We start from the raw sequence: 18,693 nt of genomic DNA, 5'->3' as shown, positions 1-18,693 counted from the left end.
TAGAAATGTTTTCCCATTAAAATATGTATTAGAAAAATACATCTCTAAGACGTCATATATTTTGGCCTATTTTAACTGGCCCAATTCCTTAAAATTACTCACCCCTTTTTTTAACCACTCCTTATAAGTATCCCGATCTGTATATTGCACAGCTGTGTTCAAAATTTCCAGATCAGGGGACATTATTACATAGTATGGTTGCGAGGCGGCATTAAAGTTCAACGTCTGGAAAGTACCCCATTTTTCACCCACGGTATTGATTTTTTTTACGCGTCCGGATTCGTATTTAAAATCGAACTGTTCTTCGGCAGGTAGTTCCTTTCGGTCATCTATGTAGAGCGATATTAAAACGTATTCCTCCTTGAGGATAGGATAGATATCTGGCTCGCTCCAGACCGTTTCTTCCATTTTTCTACAATTTACACAGGCCCAGCCTGTAAAATCCAACAATACAGGTTTGTTTAGCTGTTTGGCATGGGCAATACCTTTGTCAAAATCTTTGAAACAATCTATCCCTAAAGGACAATCACTTTCTGTTTCAAAAATGCTATAGAAATGGGGTGGCGGAAAACCGCTCAATAACTTTAAATCCGTTGTTTTTGTCAGTCCCAGTACTAGGTATATGGCAAATGCGGTGCTTAGGACAGCGGTAACCTTTCTTCCGACAGACAATCGTTGTTTTGGTCCGTCGTGCGGAAATCTAAATATCCCAAATAAGTAAAGGGAAAGCAAGACAAACAGCAATATCCAAATCCCCAAGAAAATTTCCCTTTTAAAGATTCCCCAGTTCCCCACTAAATCGGCATTGGAAAGAAATTTAAAAGCCAATACCAATTCCAAGAACCCGAGGGTCACTTTTACGGTGGTCATCCATCCCCCTGATTTGGGTAGGGAATTAAGCCAGGTGGGGAACAGGGCGAAAAGACCAAAAGGCAAGGCCAGGGCCACTCCAAAACCGATCATCCCCATGGATAGGTTGGTAGCAACATCCCCTTCGGCCAAAGCAGTACTGCCCAACAATCCTCCTAAAATAGGACCTGTACAGGAAAAGGATACTATGGCCAAGGTAACGGCCATAAAGAAGATTCCAAAAGCGCCTCCCACCTTGGAAGAGGCCGAGTCCATTTTATTGGCCCAGGAGCTAGGCAGCGTCAATTCATAATATCCGAAAAAGGAGAAGGCAAAAAATATAAAAATGAGAAAGAAAAACAGGTTTAACCAAACATTGGTGGCAATGGTATTCAATATCTGTGAATCCACGGAATCGAACAAATGAAAGGGTAAACTCAAAAGAAAATAAATCAATACTATAAAGAAGCCATAAAGTAGGGCATTTGCGATGCCTTTGGATCTATTGGCCCCCTGTTTGGTAAAAAAGGATACTGTTAATGGAATCATTGGAAAAACGCAGGGAGTTAGAAGCGCAATTAAGCCGCCCAAAAAGCCTAAAACAAAAATGGTCCACAGACCCGATTTTTCGTTCACGGCATTTTTATCCCCGTTAACCAACAGTTCCTTGTTCTTTAGGTCCAATAGTAACGCAGCGCTCATATCCAGACTGCGCTGGTCCACAGTCTGTTCCGCAATAACCAGTTCCTCACCGGTCAAGGAAATATGGAATATTTCATCCTTTGGGATACAGACTTCCTTACATATTTGATAGAACAAATCAACCGTAATTTGGTTTACCTCCGGATTTAATAATTTAATTTTTTGGGTAAAGACAGCCTTTTCCTTGAAGAACGTTTCATCTACCTCAAAAATATCCGAGTATTCCGTAAGGGTTTCGCTTTCTGTTGTGGTTCCTACCAATTCATAGTCCTCTCCAGCTTTTTGAAATGTAAATTCACTGGGCAAGGAGCCATTTTCATCCGTAAATTGTGAATATATATGCCAGCCCTCATGTATATCGGCCCTAAAGATCAGATTGTACTCGGTATCCGATATTTTTTCTGCTTCATAGGTCCATATGGCGGGGTTGTTATCCGACTGGGTAAACCCCAGGGAAAAACTGAACACCATTAAAATCAATCCCAATATATGCTTCATTATTCTAAAATGATCTTTAAAATTTCTTTAGTCCTATCCGTTATTTTAAAACGCTCGTCTGCCCGTTTTCCAATTATCCAGACAATATTATCGCCAGAGCATAACAACCATTGGTTTTCTTTGGCAAAAACATCCATCTTCGCGTCCTTGAAAAATTTGGATATTTTTTTCTTGCCCGACATTCCAAGCGGGTAAAAATAATCCCCTTTTTGGCATTTACGGACTGTTAATGGGTACTTTAACGTTTCTTTATCTACATAAATTATGTTCGGACTGGTCTCCCCAATGGCTTTAACATTACTGAATTTTAAGTCTATAGGTTCTGAGACCGACTCTTGGTCCTCTTCAATATAAAAAGCCTTGGTATTCTTTTGGACTATGGGTTTTAGTAACAAAAAATCCCTATCCTTCAGTAATCTATGGGTGTTGGAATGCACCTCTTTGCCACTATTGGCGCTTAGTAAGCCGTAAATGTCATCCCATTGCGTAAACCCGTACTCCTTAAAGAAATGAAAAAGATATGTTGTGGTTGGCTTAAGAGCCAAAAGGGAGGCTACTTTTACCTTTTCTACCATTTCCTCTTTTGAAAAAAGTTGTTTTTTTAATTGGGTTATATGGTGATGTAATATTTCTTGGGTCTGCCCAAGATATTCTTGGGTCTTTAAAAAATTCTCCAAAAAATGGGGGTTGAGTTCCTTTAGCTTGGGAATAATATTGTGCCTTATGTTATTTCTTAAATATTTGGTGTTTTCATTACTGGCATCCTCCCTCCAGTGGATGGCATTGGCTTCCGCATATTTTTTGATTTCGGTTCTGGAAAATTGCAATAAGGGTCTGGAGATGGTATTGGTGAGCGACGGTATTCCGCTGAGCCCTTCAATACCTGTTCCCCTGGACAAGTTGATAATGAAGGTTTCCAAACTGTCATCTGCGTGATGGGCCGTAACCAGGGTTTTAATATGGTGATTTTCCATTATTTGAGAAAACCAATTATACCGGAGTTCCCGTGCGGCAATTTGCAAATTGGTTTTGTGTTGGGCCATATAACCATGGGTGTCAAAACTGGTCACAAAAATCTCCTTGCCCAATTCCTTGCCCAATGTCCTGACAAGATCTTCATCCTTGTCACTTTCCTCGCCCCGCAATTTAAAGTTGCAATGCGCCAAAGAGAAATCCAACTTATAGGAAGCGCATAAATGTGCCAGTACAACACTGTCCAAACCACCACTACAGGCCAATAGAAATTTACCTTCTTTTAGATGGGGAAAGTAAAGGTCTATGTGATTCCTAAAATTTTCTAACACACGGCTAATTTACATAAGAAAAATGATAGCAACTACTTTTGGCTATAGAAGAGATCCAAGCTGTTCCTTAACCAAATGCCGATTATATCCAAAGTGTTTTTACTTCCCACATCCTTGTGCAATTCGTGATAGCCGCCTTCAATTAAATGTAGTTCGGTAACCTTGGAGTTTTTATGTAATTTTTCGGTTGCCCTGTAATCTATAATTTTATCTCCAGTGCCGTGCAACAATAGGGTTTTGGTATTTAGTCTGTTGGCGTTTTGTAGTGCCCACTCCCCTGCTTCCATTATGGGAAAGGAATACATGGGGCTTACCCTGTCATGAACCAATGGGTCTGCAATGTATTTTTCTACCTCTTGGTCTATTCTGGAAATATGTTGTGGATTCAGGCCAGAAGACATTGTAATGGAAGGGAGTATTTTCAGCATAAATTTGCCCATAATCATTTTCCATTTTGGAGGTTGGAAGGCTAATTTTAGATATGGACTTGTAGCTATGATTCCGGCCAAATTTGATTTTATCCTTAGGTTGTAATTCAATACCAAATTTCCCCCCATACTATGTCCGTATAGAAATATAGGCTTGTTGGGGTTTAGCAATTTTGCCTTTGCAATAATGTTGTCCAATAATTCCAATAAGACGGTATAACTTGGGCAATGTCCACGTTTACCGCCAGATTTTCCATGGCCAATATTATCATAAGAAAAAACGGCCAAATTTTCCTCCAAAAGTCTTGGGGTCACCACGTCCATGTAGCGGCCGGAATGCTCCCCAAATCCGTGGACAAGAACAATGGCCCCTCTAACAATCTTGGGTCTGGCATACCATGCATTAATGGGGATGTTCTTATATTGAAGATCAAGCATTCTTACATCCATAGTGTTTACATATAGAGTATTGGGTATACCTAAATTTATAAACGCTTAAGGTAGATTGAAAATTGATGATAACCAAATGACCTATTAATTTTCAAGTACCTGTCTCATGGCCTTGGCCTTAAGCAGGCATTCCTCATATTCCTTCTCTGGAATTGCCTTGGCCGTAATGGCACTCCCCACGGAAAAAGAGACATATTGGGCCGTTTTGTTATATAGAATGCTTCGGATGACTACGTTAAAATCGAAATCGTTTTCAGGGGAAAAGTAACCCACTGTCCCGGAATAGAGCCCTCTTTTTGAAGCTTCCAGCTCCTCTATTATCCTCATGGCAGACACTTTTGGGGCTCCGGTCATACTTCCCATGGGAAACGTTTCCTTGATAATATCCACTGGATTTTTGGTGCTTGAAACTTCCGCTGTTACAGTGGAGATCATTTGGTGTACCTGATCAAAGGAATATACCTTACACAGTTCTTCAACCTTTACAGAACCCTTTAGCGCACTTTTGGATAGATCGTTCCTTACCAAATCTACAATCATAATATTTTCTGCCCTTTCCTTTTCGTCCTTTTCCAGGGCTGTTACCAATAATTGGTCCTCTATGCTGTCCAATGATCGTTTTGCGGTACCCTTAATTGGCTGGGATATGACTTTGTCCCCCAGTTTTTTAATGTACCGCTCAGGGGAAGAGGATAAAAGGTATTTATCGTTTATTTTTAAAAAGGCCGAAAAAGGTGCCCTGGTTATGGAATTTAGTTTTAGATAAGTCTTTAAAGCGTCTATTTCAGTGTTCTCGGCATAAAATTCCTGACAGAAGTTGGCTTCATAGATATCCCCTCTATGGATATGGTTCAGCATTTTATTTACACGACTAAAATATTCATCCTTGAATATTCTAAGTTTGATCCTGATATCCGATTGATTTTCTAATTCTGTAGGAAAAGGCCTAGTTGCCTCAAGGATATTTTTGAAATCTTCTTCAATTTCATCCGCCACCATATTAAGGTAATGGAAGGAAACGGTTGTCTCTTTTATTTCTATTAATTTTTTGGGCTGAAAGAAAAACAGTTCAGGAAAGTTTAAGCTATCGGCATTGGAAGAGGAAAGTAGTTCCGTATCATTTTTTAGGTCATAGGAAAGGTATCCAAAAATCCAATCCTTGGTATTTTTTTGGTAGTTGCTTAAATCCTCAAATGCATTAGTGGTATCGGTTACCACAGACGTAAGTGCATCCACCGCCAACATGCCGTCAAAGGAGCTATACTTGCTCCTGTGCCCGTTGCTGTCCAGCCAAACAACCTCATAATATTGCTGGGACCAATGTAGCAGGGATTGCTTAAAACTTACAATGTCCGGAACTGTAAATGAAACCTTTTTTCGCAAAGACTTTTAAATTTGTGATAAGAATATTTCCAAAGCTTTTTTATGGTCTTCGGCAAGCTCAGGTTCTGTTATGCCCTTCGCCTTGTCAAAGGTATGATTAAAGGATGGTAAAGAAAAGGTAGCTATTATTTCGCCGCCAAAGCGAGGGAGCATTCCCTTGACTACCTCTAAGGATCCTATGCCCCCCCTTCTGCCTCCCGAACAGGACATTAACAAAATCTTTGCGTCCGCCAAGAAATTCCTGTCCACTCGGGACAACCAATCCAACACGTTCTTGAAATAAGCGGAAGGATTGCTATTGTGTTCATTTACAGAAATAATTAGGGCATTGGCCTGGACTATCTTATCTTTTAGTCCTTTCAATAAATCGGAATATCCCTTTTCCCTTTCCAAGTCCTCACTAAAGACAGGAAAGTTATAAGCGACCATATTAATAAGGTCAACCTCATGATCCTTAATTAGGGAGGTGGTAAATTGTACTAATTTATAATTGATGGAGGTGCTGGAATTACTTCCGGCAAAGGCCAGTATACGGGACATCTTGATTATTTAAATGTTTGCACAACGAAAATACCGTAAAATAGATTGAATTGCGAGGAAATTGCATAATTTTGCACGCGAAAACATCCAAAGCCACTGTTTTACAAGTATATAGGATGTACATAAAAGTTAATATGGGGAATAACAACCTGAGATTGTATTTTATTGATGCTATGAGGGCATGGGCCATCCTTATGATGTTACAGGGACATTTCGTGGATGGATTGCTGGACAATGCATTTAGGGATAATTCCAATACCGTTTATTCTGTTTGGAAATATTTTAGGGGAGTTACGGCACCGGTCTTTTTTACAGTTTCCGGGTTTATTTTTACTTATTTACTGATTAAAGGGAATGAGATTGGGTTTAATAACCCAAGGGTAAAAAAAGGAATTAAAAGGGGCTTGCAGTTATTGGTGATAGGCTATTTGCTTAGATTGAACTTTTTTGGATTGTTAAAGGGTCAGATTTATGGTTCCTTTTATTTGGTAGATGTTCTGCACTGTATCGGTCTTTCTATTTTGGGGATTATTGGTATTTATCTTCTTACCATCTCTAGGCATAAATATTTGTTCCCAGGAGTTTTATTGGCCACTACCCTAGTTTTATTTGTACTGGAACCCAATTATAAACAATACGCCCATCATTATTTGCCAGAGATGATAGCCAATTATCTTACCAAGGCCAATGGATCGGTTTTCACAATAATACCATGGTTCGGGTATGCTTCTATTGGAGCTTTTATGTCCGTGCTGTTCAATAGATTCAAGAATTTTAAATATTTATACCCTGCTGCCATAGCCAGTTTTGCCATTGTTGGCTTTGGTCTTATGTTTTACTCCTCTGGCTTCTTTTTAAAGCTGTATAACTGGACCGGAATGCTGGTGTTTTCCAAAGTTTATTTTAATAATTATCTGTTTATACGTCTGGGGGATGTCTCCTTGGTATTTGCCATATTTATATTGTTTAGAAAATTTATGAGCAATAGTAGCGTACTTAAGATAGGGCAAAGTACCTTATCTATCTATGTTATCCATTATATTATTTTGTACGGAAGTTTCACAGGTTTGGGACTATATTATTTCTTGAACCACAGTTTGTCCCCTTCATTCGTAATCCCCGGAGCTCTGACCTTTATGCTGACAACTACGATTTTGGCGTTACAATATGAAAGGAACAAAGTTTATATAAAACTGCAATTGTCTACAGCTGTTAAGTTGGTACAGGAAAAGGGAGAGGCCTGGTTAAACGAGGAGGGTCAGCCCTTGTTAAAGGCGTTCGTGCTAAAATCCAAGCTAACTTTGGTACGCTTATTTAGAATGGTAAAAAATTAGTTGTTCTATCTTTTTACTAATTGAGTTTCGCTTATTTTCGTACAAAAAAATAGATGAGCGAGATGAATAATAAATTTTCACCGGTCGCGGTGGAATTGGAGAAGGATAAAAAATATAAGTGGTGTACTTGTAGCCATAGCAGCGTTCAACCTTTTTGCGATGGTTCCCACAAGGCCGAAAATGCCACACCCCCATTAATTTTTGAAGTTGAAGAGGATAAAAGGGCCCATTTGTGTACCTGTAAACTTACCAAAAACCCACCGTACTGTGACGGTACCCATAAGTTGTAAATACAATTTATCCCTCTGGGCCATATTTTGGGAGTCAATATAAAACAAGAGCCCCGTTAGACATTAACTAACGGGGCTCTTGTTTTACCACTTGTTATAGTTATCTAAACATGTAGGGCTCTATTATCGGTTGCTGCCAAAGCAGCTTCTTTTACAGCCTCAGCAAAGGTTGGGTGTGCATGGCTCATTCTGGAGATATCCTCGGCGGATGCCCTAAATTCCATTGCGGTAACCGCCTCGGCAATTAAATCGGCCATTCTTGCTCCAATCATATGTACTCCCAAAACTTCATCGGTCTCTTTATCTGCCAATATCTTGACAAAACCATCCAAATCCATACTGGCCCTAGCCCGCCCCAAGGCGCGCATAGGAAACTGACCTACCTTATAGGCTACTCCGGCCTCCTTAAGTTCCTCTTCGGTTTTTCCTACCGCTGCAACTTCAGGCCAGGTATATACTACACCTGGAATTAGGTTATAGTCTATATGTGGTTTTTGTCCCGCCAATATTTCGGCTACGAAAGTTCCTTCCTCTTCGGCCTTATGTGCCAACATGGCTCCCCTTACCACATCACCCAGGGCATAAATGTTAGGCACATTGGTCTGTAAGTGCTCATTTACGGCTATGGTACCGTTCTTTTCCAGTTTAACACCGGAAGCCTCAATATTCAATCCATCGGTATAAGGCCTTCTTCCTACAGAAACCAAACAATAGTCTCCTTTAAAATTTATCTCTTCCCCTTTTTTATCCTCTGCCTTAACAATTACTTCCTTGCCTTTGACCTCTACCGACTTAACTTTATGCGATAGATTAAATTTTACCTTTTGCTTCTTCATTACTTTCAACAATTCTTTTGAAAGTGCCCCATCCATTCCAGGAATAATACGGTCCATATATTCGATTACCGTAACCTCTGCCCCTAATCTTTTGTAGACCTGTCCCAATTCCAATCCTATTACGCCACCTCCAATAACAATAAGGTGTTTGGGTATTTCCTTAAGTTTTAGGGCTTCTGTAGAAGTAATAACTCGCTCTTTATCCAATTTGATAAACGGCAAGGTGGATGGCTTGGATCCCGTAGCAATAATTATGTTTTTTGCCTCAATGGTCTCTGTTTTGCCATCGTTCTTTTTTATATTGATGTGGGTCGCATCCTTAAAACTCCCTACACCTTCATAAACCTCAATTTTGTTCTTGTCCATAAGGAACTTTACCCCTGCGCAGGTCTGATCTACCACTGCTTGTTTCCTACCGATCATTTTCTCCAGGTTGATCTTGATTTCCCCAGGAATTTCAATTCCGTGATCTTCAAAATGCTTTACTGCATCCTCGTAATGGTGGGATGAGTCCAGTAAAGCTTTGGAAGGAATACATCCTACATTAAGGCATGTGCCGCCCAAAGTTGAATATTTTTCTATTATCGCAGTCTTCATTCCTAACTGGGCACAACGGATTGCTGCAACATATCCACCAGGACCTGAGCCTATAATGGCTACATCGTATTGGGTCATATTATTATTGTATTGAAAAGATTAGTTTCATTAATGTGAATACAAAAATACGAATGTTTTATTGTTGGGCAACATTCATATTAGATGGGATATTAACGTATTATGGACTGTTTTTGTTAAATAAATACTTCCGTGGTACTTTTTACTTCATTGATGACAAAGGAGCTTTGGGTACTTCCAATGTGGTTTATGGCGGTAAGTTTGGTAATCATGAACTCCCTATACTCCTCCATGTCCGCCACATATATTTTAAGGATATAATCATAATCTCCACTGGTATGATAACATTCCGCAACCTCATTTAATTTAAGTACCTCCCGTTCAAATTGGAGTACATACTCCTTAATATGTTGTACCAATTTAACATGGCACAATACCGTAAAGGCTTTGTTTACCTTCTTTTTGTCTACCAAGGCCACATAATTGGTTATTACACCCAGTTTTTCCAGCCTTTTTATACGCTCGTACACTGCGGTGACGGACAGATTTAGCTGCAGGGCATATTCCTTGGTAGTCCTTTTACTGTCATTTTGTAACAGTCCCAACAATTTAATGTCGATTTCATCAAACTTCATACTGACATATTTTCTATAGTCTACCTTAAATCGGTTAACTGATATAAAAATAAACTATATATATGTAAAAATATAGTTTTATAATCTAATATTATTGATTATTGTTGATTTAATGTTGTAATAACTTTAATTTTATAGTAAATTAAATATGATATTATGGACTTTAAAGCAGCTGATAATTTACAGGATTTACAATATTTTGGAGAATATGGGGGTGTTAATCCCTCCATATCGGACTCCTCTACCTATACTTTTTTATCGGCAAAAACCATGTTCGATACTTTTGAAGGTAATACCGAAGGCTGCTATCTTTACAGTAGACACTCCTCCCCTTCCAATCTTTATTTGGGAGAAGCCCTGGCCGCTTTGGAAGGAACGGAAACCGCCAATGTTACAGCAAGCGGTATGGGAGCAATAAGCGCCGTAATTTTACAGTTGTGCAATGCTGGCGACCATATTGTTAGTAGTAGGACCATCTATGGAGGTACTTACGCACTCATGAAGAATTTTTTAAAGAAATTCAATATTGGGATTTCCTTTGTGGACACCACTAATTTGGACGCCGTGGCTATGGCCATAACCCCAAAAACTAAAATGCTCTATTGTGAGTCGGTCAGTAATCCATTATTGGAAGTGGCCGATATAGAGACACTTTCCAAACTTGCTAAAAAAAATAACATCCCCTTGGTGGTCGACAACACTTTTTCGCCCCTTTCCATCTCCCCGGCGAAATTAGGAGCCGATATTGTTATCCATAGTTTAACAAAATTTATAAACGGCACCAGTGATTGCGTGGCCGGGGTGGTTTGTGGGACTAAAGATTTTTGTTTGGGCCTCAAGGATGTAAATAACGGAGCTGGTATGTTATTGGGCAGTACTTTGGATAGTTTAAGGGCATCTTCCATATTGAAGAATATGAGGACACTACATATAAGGATGAAGAAACATAGCGAAAACGCGATGTACCTGGCCAAAAATTTTGAAAAGGACGGATTGCGGGTAGTATATCCTGGATTAAAATCGCATGCGGGCCACAAGGTGATGAAAAAACAATACAATATGGAATATGGTTTTGGTGGGCTAATGACTTTGGATGTGGGGTCTCTGGAGAAGGCCAATGCCTTGATGGAGTTAATGCAAAAGAAACATTTGGGCTATTTAGCGGTTAGTTTGGGCTTTTATAAAACCTTATTTAGTGCTCCGGGAACATCTACCTCTTCGGAAATTCCGTTGGAAGAGCAGTTGCAGATGGGACTCACCGATGGTTTGATTAGATTTTCAATAGGCTTGGATGACCATATAGATAGAACCTATACGGCCATGAAGGACTGCTTGATCCAATTGGATATTTTAAGGCCTGAAAGCGTAAAGGTGTAAAATTGGGTTTGCAGAAGAGTTATCAAAATCGTAATATTACGAAGAAACTAATAGCTTCTAAATGCAGAACCTGAGTACCAACCCCGCTGGACCCGAAAATGAACATATTGTAGAAAACAAGGAATTAAATCTCTGGGAAGCCCTTATCCCGGTAGTCCTTTTGATGATGATGTTGGCCTATAATATCTTCTATGCGGACGGAGAGTGGTTTGGGGAATATTCCAATCAGATTATTTTGTTATTGGGAGGTGCCATTAGTGCTATTGTTGGGCTCTTTAATAAGACTACCATAAAAACTATGGCACTCGAAGTCTTGGAGAATCTAAAAAGTGTTCTTGTTCCAATAATGATTTTGTTTTTGGTGGGGGCCTTGGCGGGTACTTGGTTGGTGAGCGGTGTTATCCCCGCCATGGTCTATTATGGCCTGCAAGTTTTGAATCCCTCCATTTTTTTACCGGCGTCGGTTGTAATAGCCGCAATTATTTCTGTGGCTACAGGTAGCTCATGGACTACCTCCGCCACCGTAGGAATTGCACTTGTTGGTATAGGGACGGCCTTGGGCATTTATCCAGGTATGATTGCCGGTGCTGTAATTTCCGGCGCTTATTTTGGAGATAAAATGTCCCCTTTAAGCGATACGACCAACTTGGCTCCGGCCATGGCGGGGACAGATTTGTTTACCCATATAAAGTATATGACCATTACCACTGTTCCTACCATTTTGATCACTTTAGGGATCTTTACCATCATTAGTTTTAACATAGAGACTTCAGGGAGTGCGGATGTTAGTGCACTCTTGGTCACTATCAACGATACTTTTAATATAAATCCGTATTTGTTTATTGTGCCCGGGGTGGTCATTGCGCTAATACTTTTTAAAACCAAACCATTGATAGCCCTTGGTTCCGGGGTAGCCTTGGCAGGGGTATTTGCCTTGTTTTTTCAGACAGAGGTATTAAAGACCTTATCGGATTCCAATGTCACGGCAATTTTTAACTCAATTTTTACCGATACCGCTATAGTTACGGAAAACGAAAAGTTGAACGACCTGTTCAGTGCCGGAGGCATGAAAGGTATGATATGGACCATATTGCTTATATGCTGCGCTATGGTGTTTGGTGGTATTATGGATGGCATTGGAGCCTTGGCCCGCATTACAAAATCGTTATTGTCCATTGCAAGTTCCGTATTTGGTTTGTTTGCCAGTACCGTAATGAGCTGTATAGGGCTAAATGCTATAGCCAGTGATCAGTACTTGGCAATTGTAATCCCGGGAAAAATGTTTAAAAAGGCCTTTCAAGATAAGGGCTTGGCCCCGGAAAATTTGAGTAGGACATTGGAAGATTCAGGAACGGTAACTTCGGTTTTGATTCCTTGGAATACCTGTGGGGCTTATCAGTCGGGCGTATTGGGAGTTGGTGTAGCGGAATATTTTGTATACGCCATATTCAATTGGTTAAGTCCATTTACGACACTTTTCTTTGCGGCCTTGCACATAAAGATTAGACAGCTAAAGACATCAAAGATAGCCGGGTAATAAACTTCAGCTCATATTTTTTATCGGAATTCTCCAATGCGGAAAAATAGGTTGGCTTTTGTCAAATAACTGGCTTATATACCTTTCCTTACCTATCCAATGGGTTATTTTTTTAAGAAATCACATTATTTTTTAGATCCACTATTTTAGCTAAAAACCAACTTGGTATTTTTATGCCGTTTGTATTGTGAAATTGGAAAATTTAAGGCGTGTATTTTTTCAATTTCACAAGTAAAATCTATAATCGGCATAGGTATATACAATTGTTATATTGGCATAAGTTTTTTAAATCCATATTATCATAAACCCCTTTAATAAGATGTAATTTTACATCAGAAATTAATTGTATAAATTTTATAAATATGACTTTAGTAGGTAAAAAATTTCCAAATCTTAGCGTTAATGCAATGAATGATTTAGGCGATACTTTCAAATTGAATGTATTGGAGGAAGCTCAAAAAAATAATAAGAAGGTTATCCTATTTTGGTACCCAAAAGATTTCACTTTTGTTTGTCCAACGGAACTACATGCTTTTCAAGCTGCTTTGGGTGAATTTGAAAAAAGAAACACATTGGTAATCGGAGCTTCTTGTGACACTGCCGAAGTTCATTTTGCTTGGTTGAACACAGCAAAGGATAACGGAGGAATTGAAGGGGTTACCTACCCTATTCTTGCGGATAGCAACAGAAACTTGGCCTCTACTTTGGGCATATTGGATATCACCAATGAGCAGTACAATGAGGAAACAGGGGTTGTTATGGTAGATGGTGACAATGTAACTTACAGAGCCACTTATTTAATAGATGAGGAAGGTACCGTATTCCATGAAGGAATAAACCATATGCCTTTGGGTAGGAATGTAAATGAGTATCTGCGTTTGATCGATGCTTATACCCATGTTCAGCAAAAAGGAGAAGTTTGTCCTGCCAACTGGGAAGAAGGTAAAGACGCTATGACGGCAGATAGAAATGGCGTAGCCAATTATTTGTCCGCACACGCAAACTAAATTCAAGAATTAAATATAAGGAGTCAAATGCCATGAAGCACTGACTCCTTTTTTATAAAATTAAATTTAGAATATATGATAGTTGAATTGGAAAATGATAATCTGAAAGAGATTATTGATCAAAATAAGAATGTGGTTGTTCAATATTCGGCTACCTGGTGTGGCAACTGTAGGATAATGAAGCCCAAATTTAAAAAAGAGGCATCCATTAATGAGGATATTACCTTTGTTCTTGCAGATGCAGAGAAATTTCCTGAATCCAGAAAGCTGGCGAACGTGGACAACCTTCCCACTTTTGCCATTTTTAGCGATGGTGAATTCAAGAATCAGGTTCAGACCAATAAGTATGAAGTTTTAAAAGAATTGATCAGTGAAATTACCAGTAATTAAACACCTTACGAGCTTTATAGCTGAAAATGATGAGGATTATGTATTGGAAACCATAGAAACCTTGGAGTCCATTACCGAAGTGTCTTCATTAAAAGATGAGGAATTGGATGTTATTGGTGAACTGATTTCCAATTTATACGGAGCCTTGGAGGTTCAAAAATCCATTAAGGAAGGTAAGCCCCAGAAAGAGGCCTTGAACGAATTTATGCAAAGGGTGGTGGGCTCTATAGACAAGTAATTGAAAAAGCATCTACCTGCCAGTAATAGCAGATACCTTTATCCTTATGTTTGTTACATGGGATAGAGGTATTTGTAATTATAGACTGGCATAATTAAGTCTAAGCCCGTCCCTGTTTTTTATCAATTATTCCTTATTTATCAAGCATATATTTTTTATTTTCACGCAAAATTTAAAAATACAATCATGGCTACAGTAACGCTTAAAGGAATCCCCTTAAACACTATAGGGACATTACCTAAACCTGGTAGTAAATCCCCTGGATTTTCATTGACCAAGGGAGATTTGTCCAATATACAGTTGGACGATTACAAAGGTTCTAAAGTGGTTTTAAATATTTTTCCTAGTGTAGACACGGGCACATGTGCCCAATCTGTTAGGCAGTTTAATAAGGAAGCTGCCCAATTGGAAAACACCAAGGTCTTATGTGTTTCCAAAGATCTTCCATTTGCCCAAGCTCGTTTTTGCGGGGCTGAAGGATTGGAAAATGTAGAAATGTTGTCCGATTTTAGGGACGGGAATTTTGGAAAGGCCTTCGGTTTGGAGTTTGTGGACGGACCCTTAAAATCCCTACATTCCAGAGCAGTGGTTGTATTGGACGAGGAAGGCAAGGTTGTTTATACGGAACAGGTTGCGGAAACTGTTGAAGAACCCAATTACAAGGCGGCCTTAGAAGTATTGATGGATGCCTAAGGAAAGCTTTTTAGTAAATCGTATAAAGAGCGTAGGTTTCGCGTTAAAGGGAGCGCTACTATTGATCAGAACGGAATCCAGTATCAAAATTCAGGTTTTTATTACCTTGGTGATGACTGCTGCTGGATTCTATTTTGAAATTTCCAACACGGAATGGATTCTTCAAATTTTGGCTATAGGATTGGTCCTTGGTATTGAGGGATTAAACACGGCTGTGGAGAAAATAGCGGATTTTGTGCAACCGGAATTTGATGAAAAAATTGGGTTTATAAAGGATATCTCTGCCGGTGCGGTTATGCTGGTATCCATTGCTGCATCCATTATTGGCCTTATCATCTATATTCCCAAACTCTTTTAAAATCTATTAGGTATACCTTATTCCCTATGTGGCTTGTTCAGAGTTTCCTTAAATTGCTATTTCAATAGGAAAAGTTCTGATGAGTTCATAAGTAAATTTGTAATTTAGCCACCAGAATTTAAGATTTAATGGCAAAAAAGGTAAAAAAACCAAAGTCAACACCCAATAAAAAAGGCTTTTCCTTAAAATTATCGCAACAGAACAAAATTATTTTTGGGGGGTTGTTAATGCTTTTAAGTATTGCGCTGTTCTTTTCTTTTGTCTCCTTCTATTTTACCTGGCAAGACGATCAAAGCTTGCTGACAGAATTTGCAAACAGGAATGAACAGGCCAGGAATTTGTTGAACAAATTCGGCGCCAATGTAAGTCATTTTGTACTCTATAAAGGATTTGGTATTTCTTCCATCATATTTACCTTTCTACTGTTTATTACGGGGCTGTACCTGTTTTTGAGTATGCAGAAACAAGGACTGCTTCGTAAATGGATATGGGGTCTGGTATTTATTATCTGGTTCTCTATTGCCTTGGGCTTCTTTGCGTCAGGCAAACCATTGCTAGGCGGTATGGTCGGGTACGAGATGAACGATTTTCTTCAAGATTATGGAGGAAAAGTGGGGGTCTTTCTTTTATTGCTTTTTGGTTTGATCGTGATTTTGGTAAGGTTGTTCCAGTTTTCTCCGGATAAAGCGGTTGCCTATTTAAACGACAAGGGAAAATCTTTGGCTACCGAATTTAAAAACGGTAGGACTGCCAAGGTCAATGATAGTGACAGGGAGAACGATATTTTATATACCGAAGAAAAGGAAGAAGCCCCTGTGGTAATAGACACCTATACCCATAAAAAAGATATTCCCGTTTTGGCAAAAGAGGACGATGAGGAGGAATTTGAAGTAAAGGTGGGGCCAGAAGAGGATACCATCGCCATGGAAGTGGAGAAAATAAAGGAGGAGAAAGAGGAGTCTAATAATATTTCCGACAAGCTGGTGGAGGATTTTGGTGAATTTGACCCTACCCTGGAATTGGGTAATTTTAAATTTCCGCCACTGGATCTTTTGGATCAGCATGGTGCCACTGGTGGTATTACCATTAACCAAGAGGAACTGGAGGAAAACAAGAATAAAATTGTTGATACCTTAAAGAACTATAAAATTGGTATAGCACAAATTAAGGCTACCATTGGTCCAACCGTTACACTATACGAGATTGTGCCCGATGCCGGGGTGCGAATTTCTAAAATAAAAAATCTTGAAGATGATATTGCCCTGTCTTTGGCGGCGCTTGGCATTAGGATTATTGCTCCTATACCCGGAAAGGGAACCATTGGTATAGAAGTGCCCAATAAAAATGCCACTATCGTTTCCATGCGATCAGTTATCGCCTCAAGTAAATTTCAGAAGGCGGAAATGCAGTTGCCCATTGCTTTTGGAAAAACCATTAGCAATGAAACCTTTGTGGTAGATTTGGCCAAAATGCCCCACTTGTTGATGGCAGGGGCCACTGGCCAGGGGAAATCCGTTGGTCTAAATGCAGTACTGACCTCTTTACTCTATAAAAAGCATCCGGCGGAGGTAAAGTTTGTTCTTATAGATCCCAAAAAAGTGGAACTTACCTTGTTCAATAAGATTGAAAGGCATTATCTGGCCAAATTACCGGATTCTGAAGAGGCCATTATTACGGACAACAACAAGGTAATCAACACCTTGAATTCTCTTTGTATAGAAATGGACAATCGTTACGAGTTGTTAAAGGTGGCCATGGTTCGTAATATAAAGGAATACAATGCCAAGTTTAAGGCTCGGAAACTGAACCCTAATGACGGGCACATGTTCTTACCTTATATAGTGTTGGTTATAGATGAGTTTGCCGATCTTATCATGACAGCGGGTAAGGAAGTGGAAACTCCCATTGCTAGGCTTGCACAATTGGCCAGGGCTATTGGGATACATTTGATCATTGCCACCCAAAGGCCTTCTGTTAACGTAATTACGGGGATTATTAAAGCCAACTTCCCAGCTAGGATAGCGTTTAGGGTAACCTCAAAAATAGATTCAAGGACTATTTTGGATACCCAAGGGGCAGATCAATTGATTGGCCGTGGGGATATGTTGTTTACACAGGGAAATGACGTTACCAGAATCCAATGTGCCTTTGTGGATACCCCTGAGGTTGCTAAGATTACTGAATTTATTGGCTCGCAGAGGGCTTATCCAGATGCGCATTTACTTCCGGAATACTCCGGAAATGATGATTCTGGCACAAGTATTGATTACAATATTTCCGATAGGGATGCCATGTTTAGGGAAGCGGCGGAAGTTATTGTAATTGCCCAACAGGGTTCGGCCTCCTTGATACAACGAAAGTTGAAGTTGGGATACAATAGGGCCGGGAGAATTATAGATCAGTTGGAAGCGGCAGGTATTGTTGGTCCTTTTGAAGGAAGCAAGGCCCGTCAGGTGCTTGTACCTGACATCTATGCCTTAGACCAACTATTGAGCAATGAGAGTGCATAAGCGGCACCGTTAAAAATTAAAACAAAAGAAAATGAAAATTAAATTATCTATTATATTATTGGTATTATCTACTTCAGTATCTATGGCCCAGAACTCTGCAAAGGCCAAAACTTTGTTGGATGAAGTCTATAATAAGGTAAAAAGTTACGACAATATTTTTGTAGACTTTAAATACAGTCTTAATAACGAGGAGGCCAATATAAATACCGAAACAAGAGGGGATGTAACCATGCAGGGCGATAAGTATTTGTTCAATTATTTGGGCTCCAAGCAAATTTATGATGGTAAAAAGGTATATACCGTTGTACCCGAAAATGAAGAGGTGACCATTGAAGAAAAATTGGATGATGAAAACACCATTACACCATCTAAAATGCTTACCTTCTACAAGCAGGGACATAACTATGACTGGGATATCCTACAAAATATTCAAGGAAGAAAAATACAGTTTGTGAAGTTGACGCCAATCGATACCAATTCAGAGATCAAATCTATTCTACTGGGTATAGATGTGGAGACCAAACATATCTATAAGCTTATTGAAACGGGGAAGAACGGTACAAAAACCACCATTACTGTTAATTCTTTTAAAATTGACCAGCCCTTGTCCAAAACCTTATTTACTTTTGACGAGAACAAGTATAAGAATGATGGGTACTACATCATAAGAAATTAGAAATTGAGAATTTTAGACCGATATATATTATCGAGGTTCCTCT

General features: G+C 39.3%; 18 protein-coding genes. 11 read left to right on the top strand and 7 right to left on the bottom strand.

Annotation, left to right across the window (positions count from 1 at the left end; all coding sequences use genetic code 11):
* Positions 1-66: 66 nt before the first annotated feature.
* The 5 genes from BUA60_RS08035 to BUA60_RS08015 form a co-directional block, all read right to left on the bottom strand.
* Entirely contained in the window at positions 67-2,049 is a 1,983-nt protein-coding gene (locus tag BUA60_RS08035) for a protein-disulfide reductase DsbD family protein (RefSeq protein WP_072861236.1), read from the bottom strand.
* Complete coding sequence (gene tilS / locus BUA60_RS08030; RefSeq protein ID WP_072861235.1) at positions 2,049-3,353, bottom strand: tRNA lysidine(34) synthetase TilS; 1,305 nt, start codon at positions 3,351-3,353, stop codon at positions 2,049-2,051. The genes BUA60_RS08035 and tilS overlap by 1 nt, the downstream gene beginning before the upstream one ends.
* Positions 3,354-3,385: 32 nt before the next feature.
* On the bottom strand, positions 3,386-4,231 hold the full coding sequence (locus tag BUA60_RS08025) for an alpha/beta hydrolase (RefSeq protein WP_072861234.1): 846 nt from the start codon (positions 4,229-4,231) through the stop codon (positions 3,386-3,388).
* Positions 4,232-4,315: 84 nt separating this feature from the next.
* Complete coding sequence (locus BUA60_RS08020) at positions 4,316-5,614, bottom strand: anthranilate synthase component I family protein (protein ID WP_072861233.1); 1,299 nt, start codon at positions 5,612-5,614, stop codon at positions 4,316-4,318.
* A 6-nt stretch (positions 5,615-5,620) separates the two neighbouring features.
* Positions 5,621-6,154, bottom strand: a complete 534-nt coding sequence (locus BUA60_RS08015; RefSeq protein WP_072861232.1) for an NADPH-dependent FMN reductase — start codon at positions 6,152-6,154, stop codon at positions 5,621-5,623.
* 116 nt (positions 6,155-6,270) lie between these two features.
* Here BUA60_RS08015 and BUA60_RS08010 point away from each other — a divergent pair, with 116 nt between their 5' ends.
* A complete protein-coding gene (locus BUA60_RS08010; RefSeq protein ID WP_245802511.1) occupies positions 6,271-7,488 on the top strand; it encodes a heparan-alpha-glucosaminide N-acetyltransferase domain-containing protein in 1,218 nt (405 codons plus the stop codon).
* Positions 7,489-7,550: 62 nt separating this feature from the next.
* Complete coding sequence (locus BUA60_RS08005; RefSeq protein WP_218587911.1) at positions 7,551-7,778, top strand: CDGSH iron-sulfur domain-containing protein; 228 nt, start codon at positions 7,551-7,553, stop codon at positions 7,776-7,778.
* A 104-nt stretch (positions 7,779-7,882) separates the two neighbouring features.
* Here the strand turns inward: BUA60_RS08005 and lpdA are convergent, their stop codons facing one another.
* Both lpdA and BUA60_RS07995 read right to left on the bottom strand, forming a co-directional pair.
* Entirely contained in the window at positions 7,883-9,289 is a 1,407-nt protein-coding gene (gene lpdA, locus BUA60_RS08000) for a dihydrolipoyl dehydrogenase (protein ID WP_072861229.1), read from the bottom strand.
* Positions 9,290-9,405: 116 nt separating this feature from the next.
* Entirely contained in the window at positions 9,406-9,864 is a 459-nt protein-coding gene (locus BUA60_RS07995) for an Lrp/AsnC family transcriptional regulator (protein ID WP_072861228.1), read from the bottom strand.
* 156 nt (positions 9,865-10,020) lie between these two features.
* Between BUA60_RS07995 and BUA60_RS07990 the strand changes: the two genes are divergently transcribed.
* From BUA60_RS07990 to BUA60_RS07950, 9 genes are all read left to right on the top strand, one after another.
* Positions 10,021-11,241, top strand: coding sequence for an aminotransferase class I/II-fold pyridoxal phosphate-dependent enzyme (locus BUA60_RS07990; RefSeq protein ID WP_072861227.1), 1,221 nt, complete (start codon positions 10,021-10,023; stop codon positions 11,239-11,241).
* 61 nt (positions 11,242-11,302) lie between these two features.
* A complete protein-coding gene (locus tag BUA60_RS07985; RefSeq protein ID WP_072861226.1) occupies positions 11,303-12,778 on the top strand; it encodes a Na+/H+ antiporter NhaC family protein in 1,476 nt (491 codons plus the stop codon).
* 362 nt (positions 12,779-13,140) lie between these two features.
* Entirely contained in the window at positions 13,141-13,785 is a 645-nt protein-coding gene (locus tag BUA60_RS07980) for a peroxiredoxin (protein ID WP_031444036.1), read from the top strand.
* Positions 13,786-13,860: 75 nt separating this feature from the next.
* Positions 13,861-14,175: a thioredoxin family protein gene (locus tag BUA60_RS07975; RefSeq protein ID WP_072861225.1), complete on the top strand. Its 315-nt coding sequence runs from the start codon at positions 13,861-13,863 to the stop codon at positions 14,173-14,175.
* Entirely contained in the window at positions 14,156-14,413 is a 258-nt protein-coding gene (locus BUA60_RS07970; protein ID WP_072861224.1) for a DUF6952 family protein, read from the top strand. Before BUA60_RS07975 ends, BUA60_RS07970 begins: the two co-directional genes overlap by 20 nt.
* Positions 14,414-14,599: 186 nt before the next feature.
* Positions 14,600-15,106: a thiol peroxidase gene (gene tpx / locus BUA60_RS07965; protein WP_072861223.1), complete on the top strand. Its 507-nt coding sequence runs from the start codon at positions 14,600-14,602 to the stop codon at positions 15,104-15,106.
* Positions 15,099-15,464: a diacylglycerol kinase gene (locus BUA60_RS07960; protein WP_072861222.1), complete on the top strand. Its 366-nt coding sequence runs from the start codon at positions 15,099-15,101 to the stop codon at positions 15,462-15,464. Before tpx ends, BUA60_RS07960 begins: the two co-directional genes overlap by 8 nt.
* Before the next feature lie 128 nt (positions 15,465-15,592).
* Positions 15,593-17,974, top strand: a complete 2,382-nt coding sequence (locus tag BUA60_RS07955) for an FtsK/SpoIIIE family DNA translocase (RefSeq protein WP_072861221.1) — start codon at positions 15,593-15,595, stop codon at positions 17,972-17,974.
* A gap of 31 nt (positions 17,975-18,005) precedes the next feature.
* On the top strand, positions 18,006-18,650 hold the full coding sequence (locus BUA60_RS07950; RefSeq protein WP_072861220.1) for an outer membrane lipoprotein periplasmic chaperone LolA1: 645 nt from the start codon (positions 18,006-18,008) through the stop codon (positions 18,648-18,650).
* Positions 18,651-18,693: the final 43 nt, after the last annotated feature.

Source organism: Arenibacter palladensis, from assembly GCF_900129275.1.
In the GTDB taxonomy this organism is placed as follows: domain Bacteria; phylum Bacteroidota; class Bacteroidia; order Flavobacteriales; family Flavobacteriaceae; genus Arenibacter; species Arenibacter palladensis.
The sequence above is the reverse complement of the archived record's forward strand: the minus strand, read 5'-3'. Positions and strand labels throughout refer to the sequence as shown.

What these genes read in the sequence shown, in the direction of transcription:
- BUA60_RS08035 (WP_072861236.1), bottom strand. Translation starts at nt 2,049, where the DNA reads ATGAAGCATATATTGGGATTGATTTTAATGGTGTTCAGTTTTTCCCTG.
- BUA60_RS08025 (WP_072861234.1), bottom strand. Translation starts at nt 4,231, where the DNA reads ATGGATGTAAGAATGCTTGATCTTCAATATAAGAACATCCCCATTAAT.
- BUA60_RS08015 (WP_072861232.1), bottom strand. Translation starts at nt 6,154, where the DNA reads ATGTCCCGTATACTGGCCTTTGCCGGAAGTAATTCCAGCACCTCCATC.
- BUA60_RS08010 (WP_245802511.1), top strand. Translation starts at nt 6,271, where the DNA reads ATGTACATAAAAGTTAATATGGGGAATAACAACCTGAGATTGTATTTT.
- BUA60_RS08005 (WP_218587911.1), top strand. Translation starts at nt 7,551, where the DNA reads ATGAATAATAAATTTTCACCGGTCGCGGTGGAATTGGAGAAGGATAAA.
- lpdA (WP_072861229.1), bottom strand. Translation starts at nt 9,289, where the DNA reads ATGACCCAATACGATGTAGCCATTATAGGCTCAGGTCCTGGTGGATAT.
- BUA60_RS07995 (WP_072861228.1), bottom strand. Translation starts at nt 9,864, where the DNA reads ATGAAGTTTGATGAAATCGACATTAAATTGTTGGGACTGTTACAAAAT.
- BUA60_RS07990 (WP_072861227.1), top strand. Translation starts at nt 10,021, where the DNA reads ATGGACTTTAAAGCAGCTGATAATTTACAGGATTTACAATATTTTGGA.
- BUA60_RS07985 (WP_072861226.1), top strand. Translation starts at nt 11,303, where the DNA reads ATGCAGAACCTGAGTACCAACCCCGCTGGACCCGAAAATGAACATATT.
- BUA60_RS07980 (WP_031444036.1), top strand. Translation starts at nt 13,141, where the DNA reads ATGACTTTAGTAGGTAAAAAATTTCCAAATCTTAGCGTTAATGCAATG.
- BUA60_RS07975 (WP_072861225.1), top strand. Translation starts at nt 13,861, where the DNA reads ATGATAGTTGAATTGGAAAATGATAATCTGAAAGAGATTATTGATCAA.
- tpx (WP_072861223.1), top strand. Translation starts at nt 14,600, where the DNA reads ATGGCTACAGTAACGCTTAAAGGAATCCCCTTAAACACTATAGGGACA.
- BUA60_RS07960 (WP_072861222.1), top strand. Translation starts at nt 15,099, where the DNA reads ATGCCTAAGGAAAGCTTTTTAGTAAATCGTATAAAGAGCGTAGGTTTC.
- BUA60_RS07955 (WP_072861221.1), top strand. Translation starts at nt 15,593, where the DNA reads ATGGCAAAAAAGGTAAAAAAACCAAAGTCAACACCCAATAAAAAAGGC.
- BUA60_RS07950 (WP_072861220.1), top strand. Translation starts at nt 18,006, where the DNA reads ATGAAAATTAAATTATCTATTATATTATTGGTATTATCTACTTCAGTA.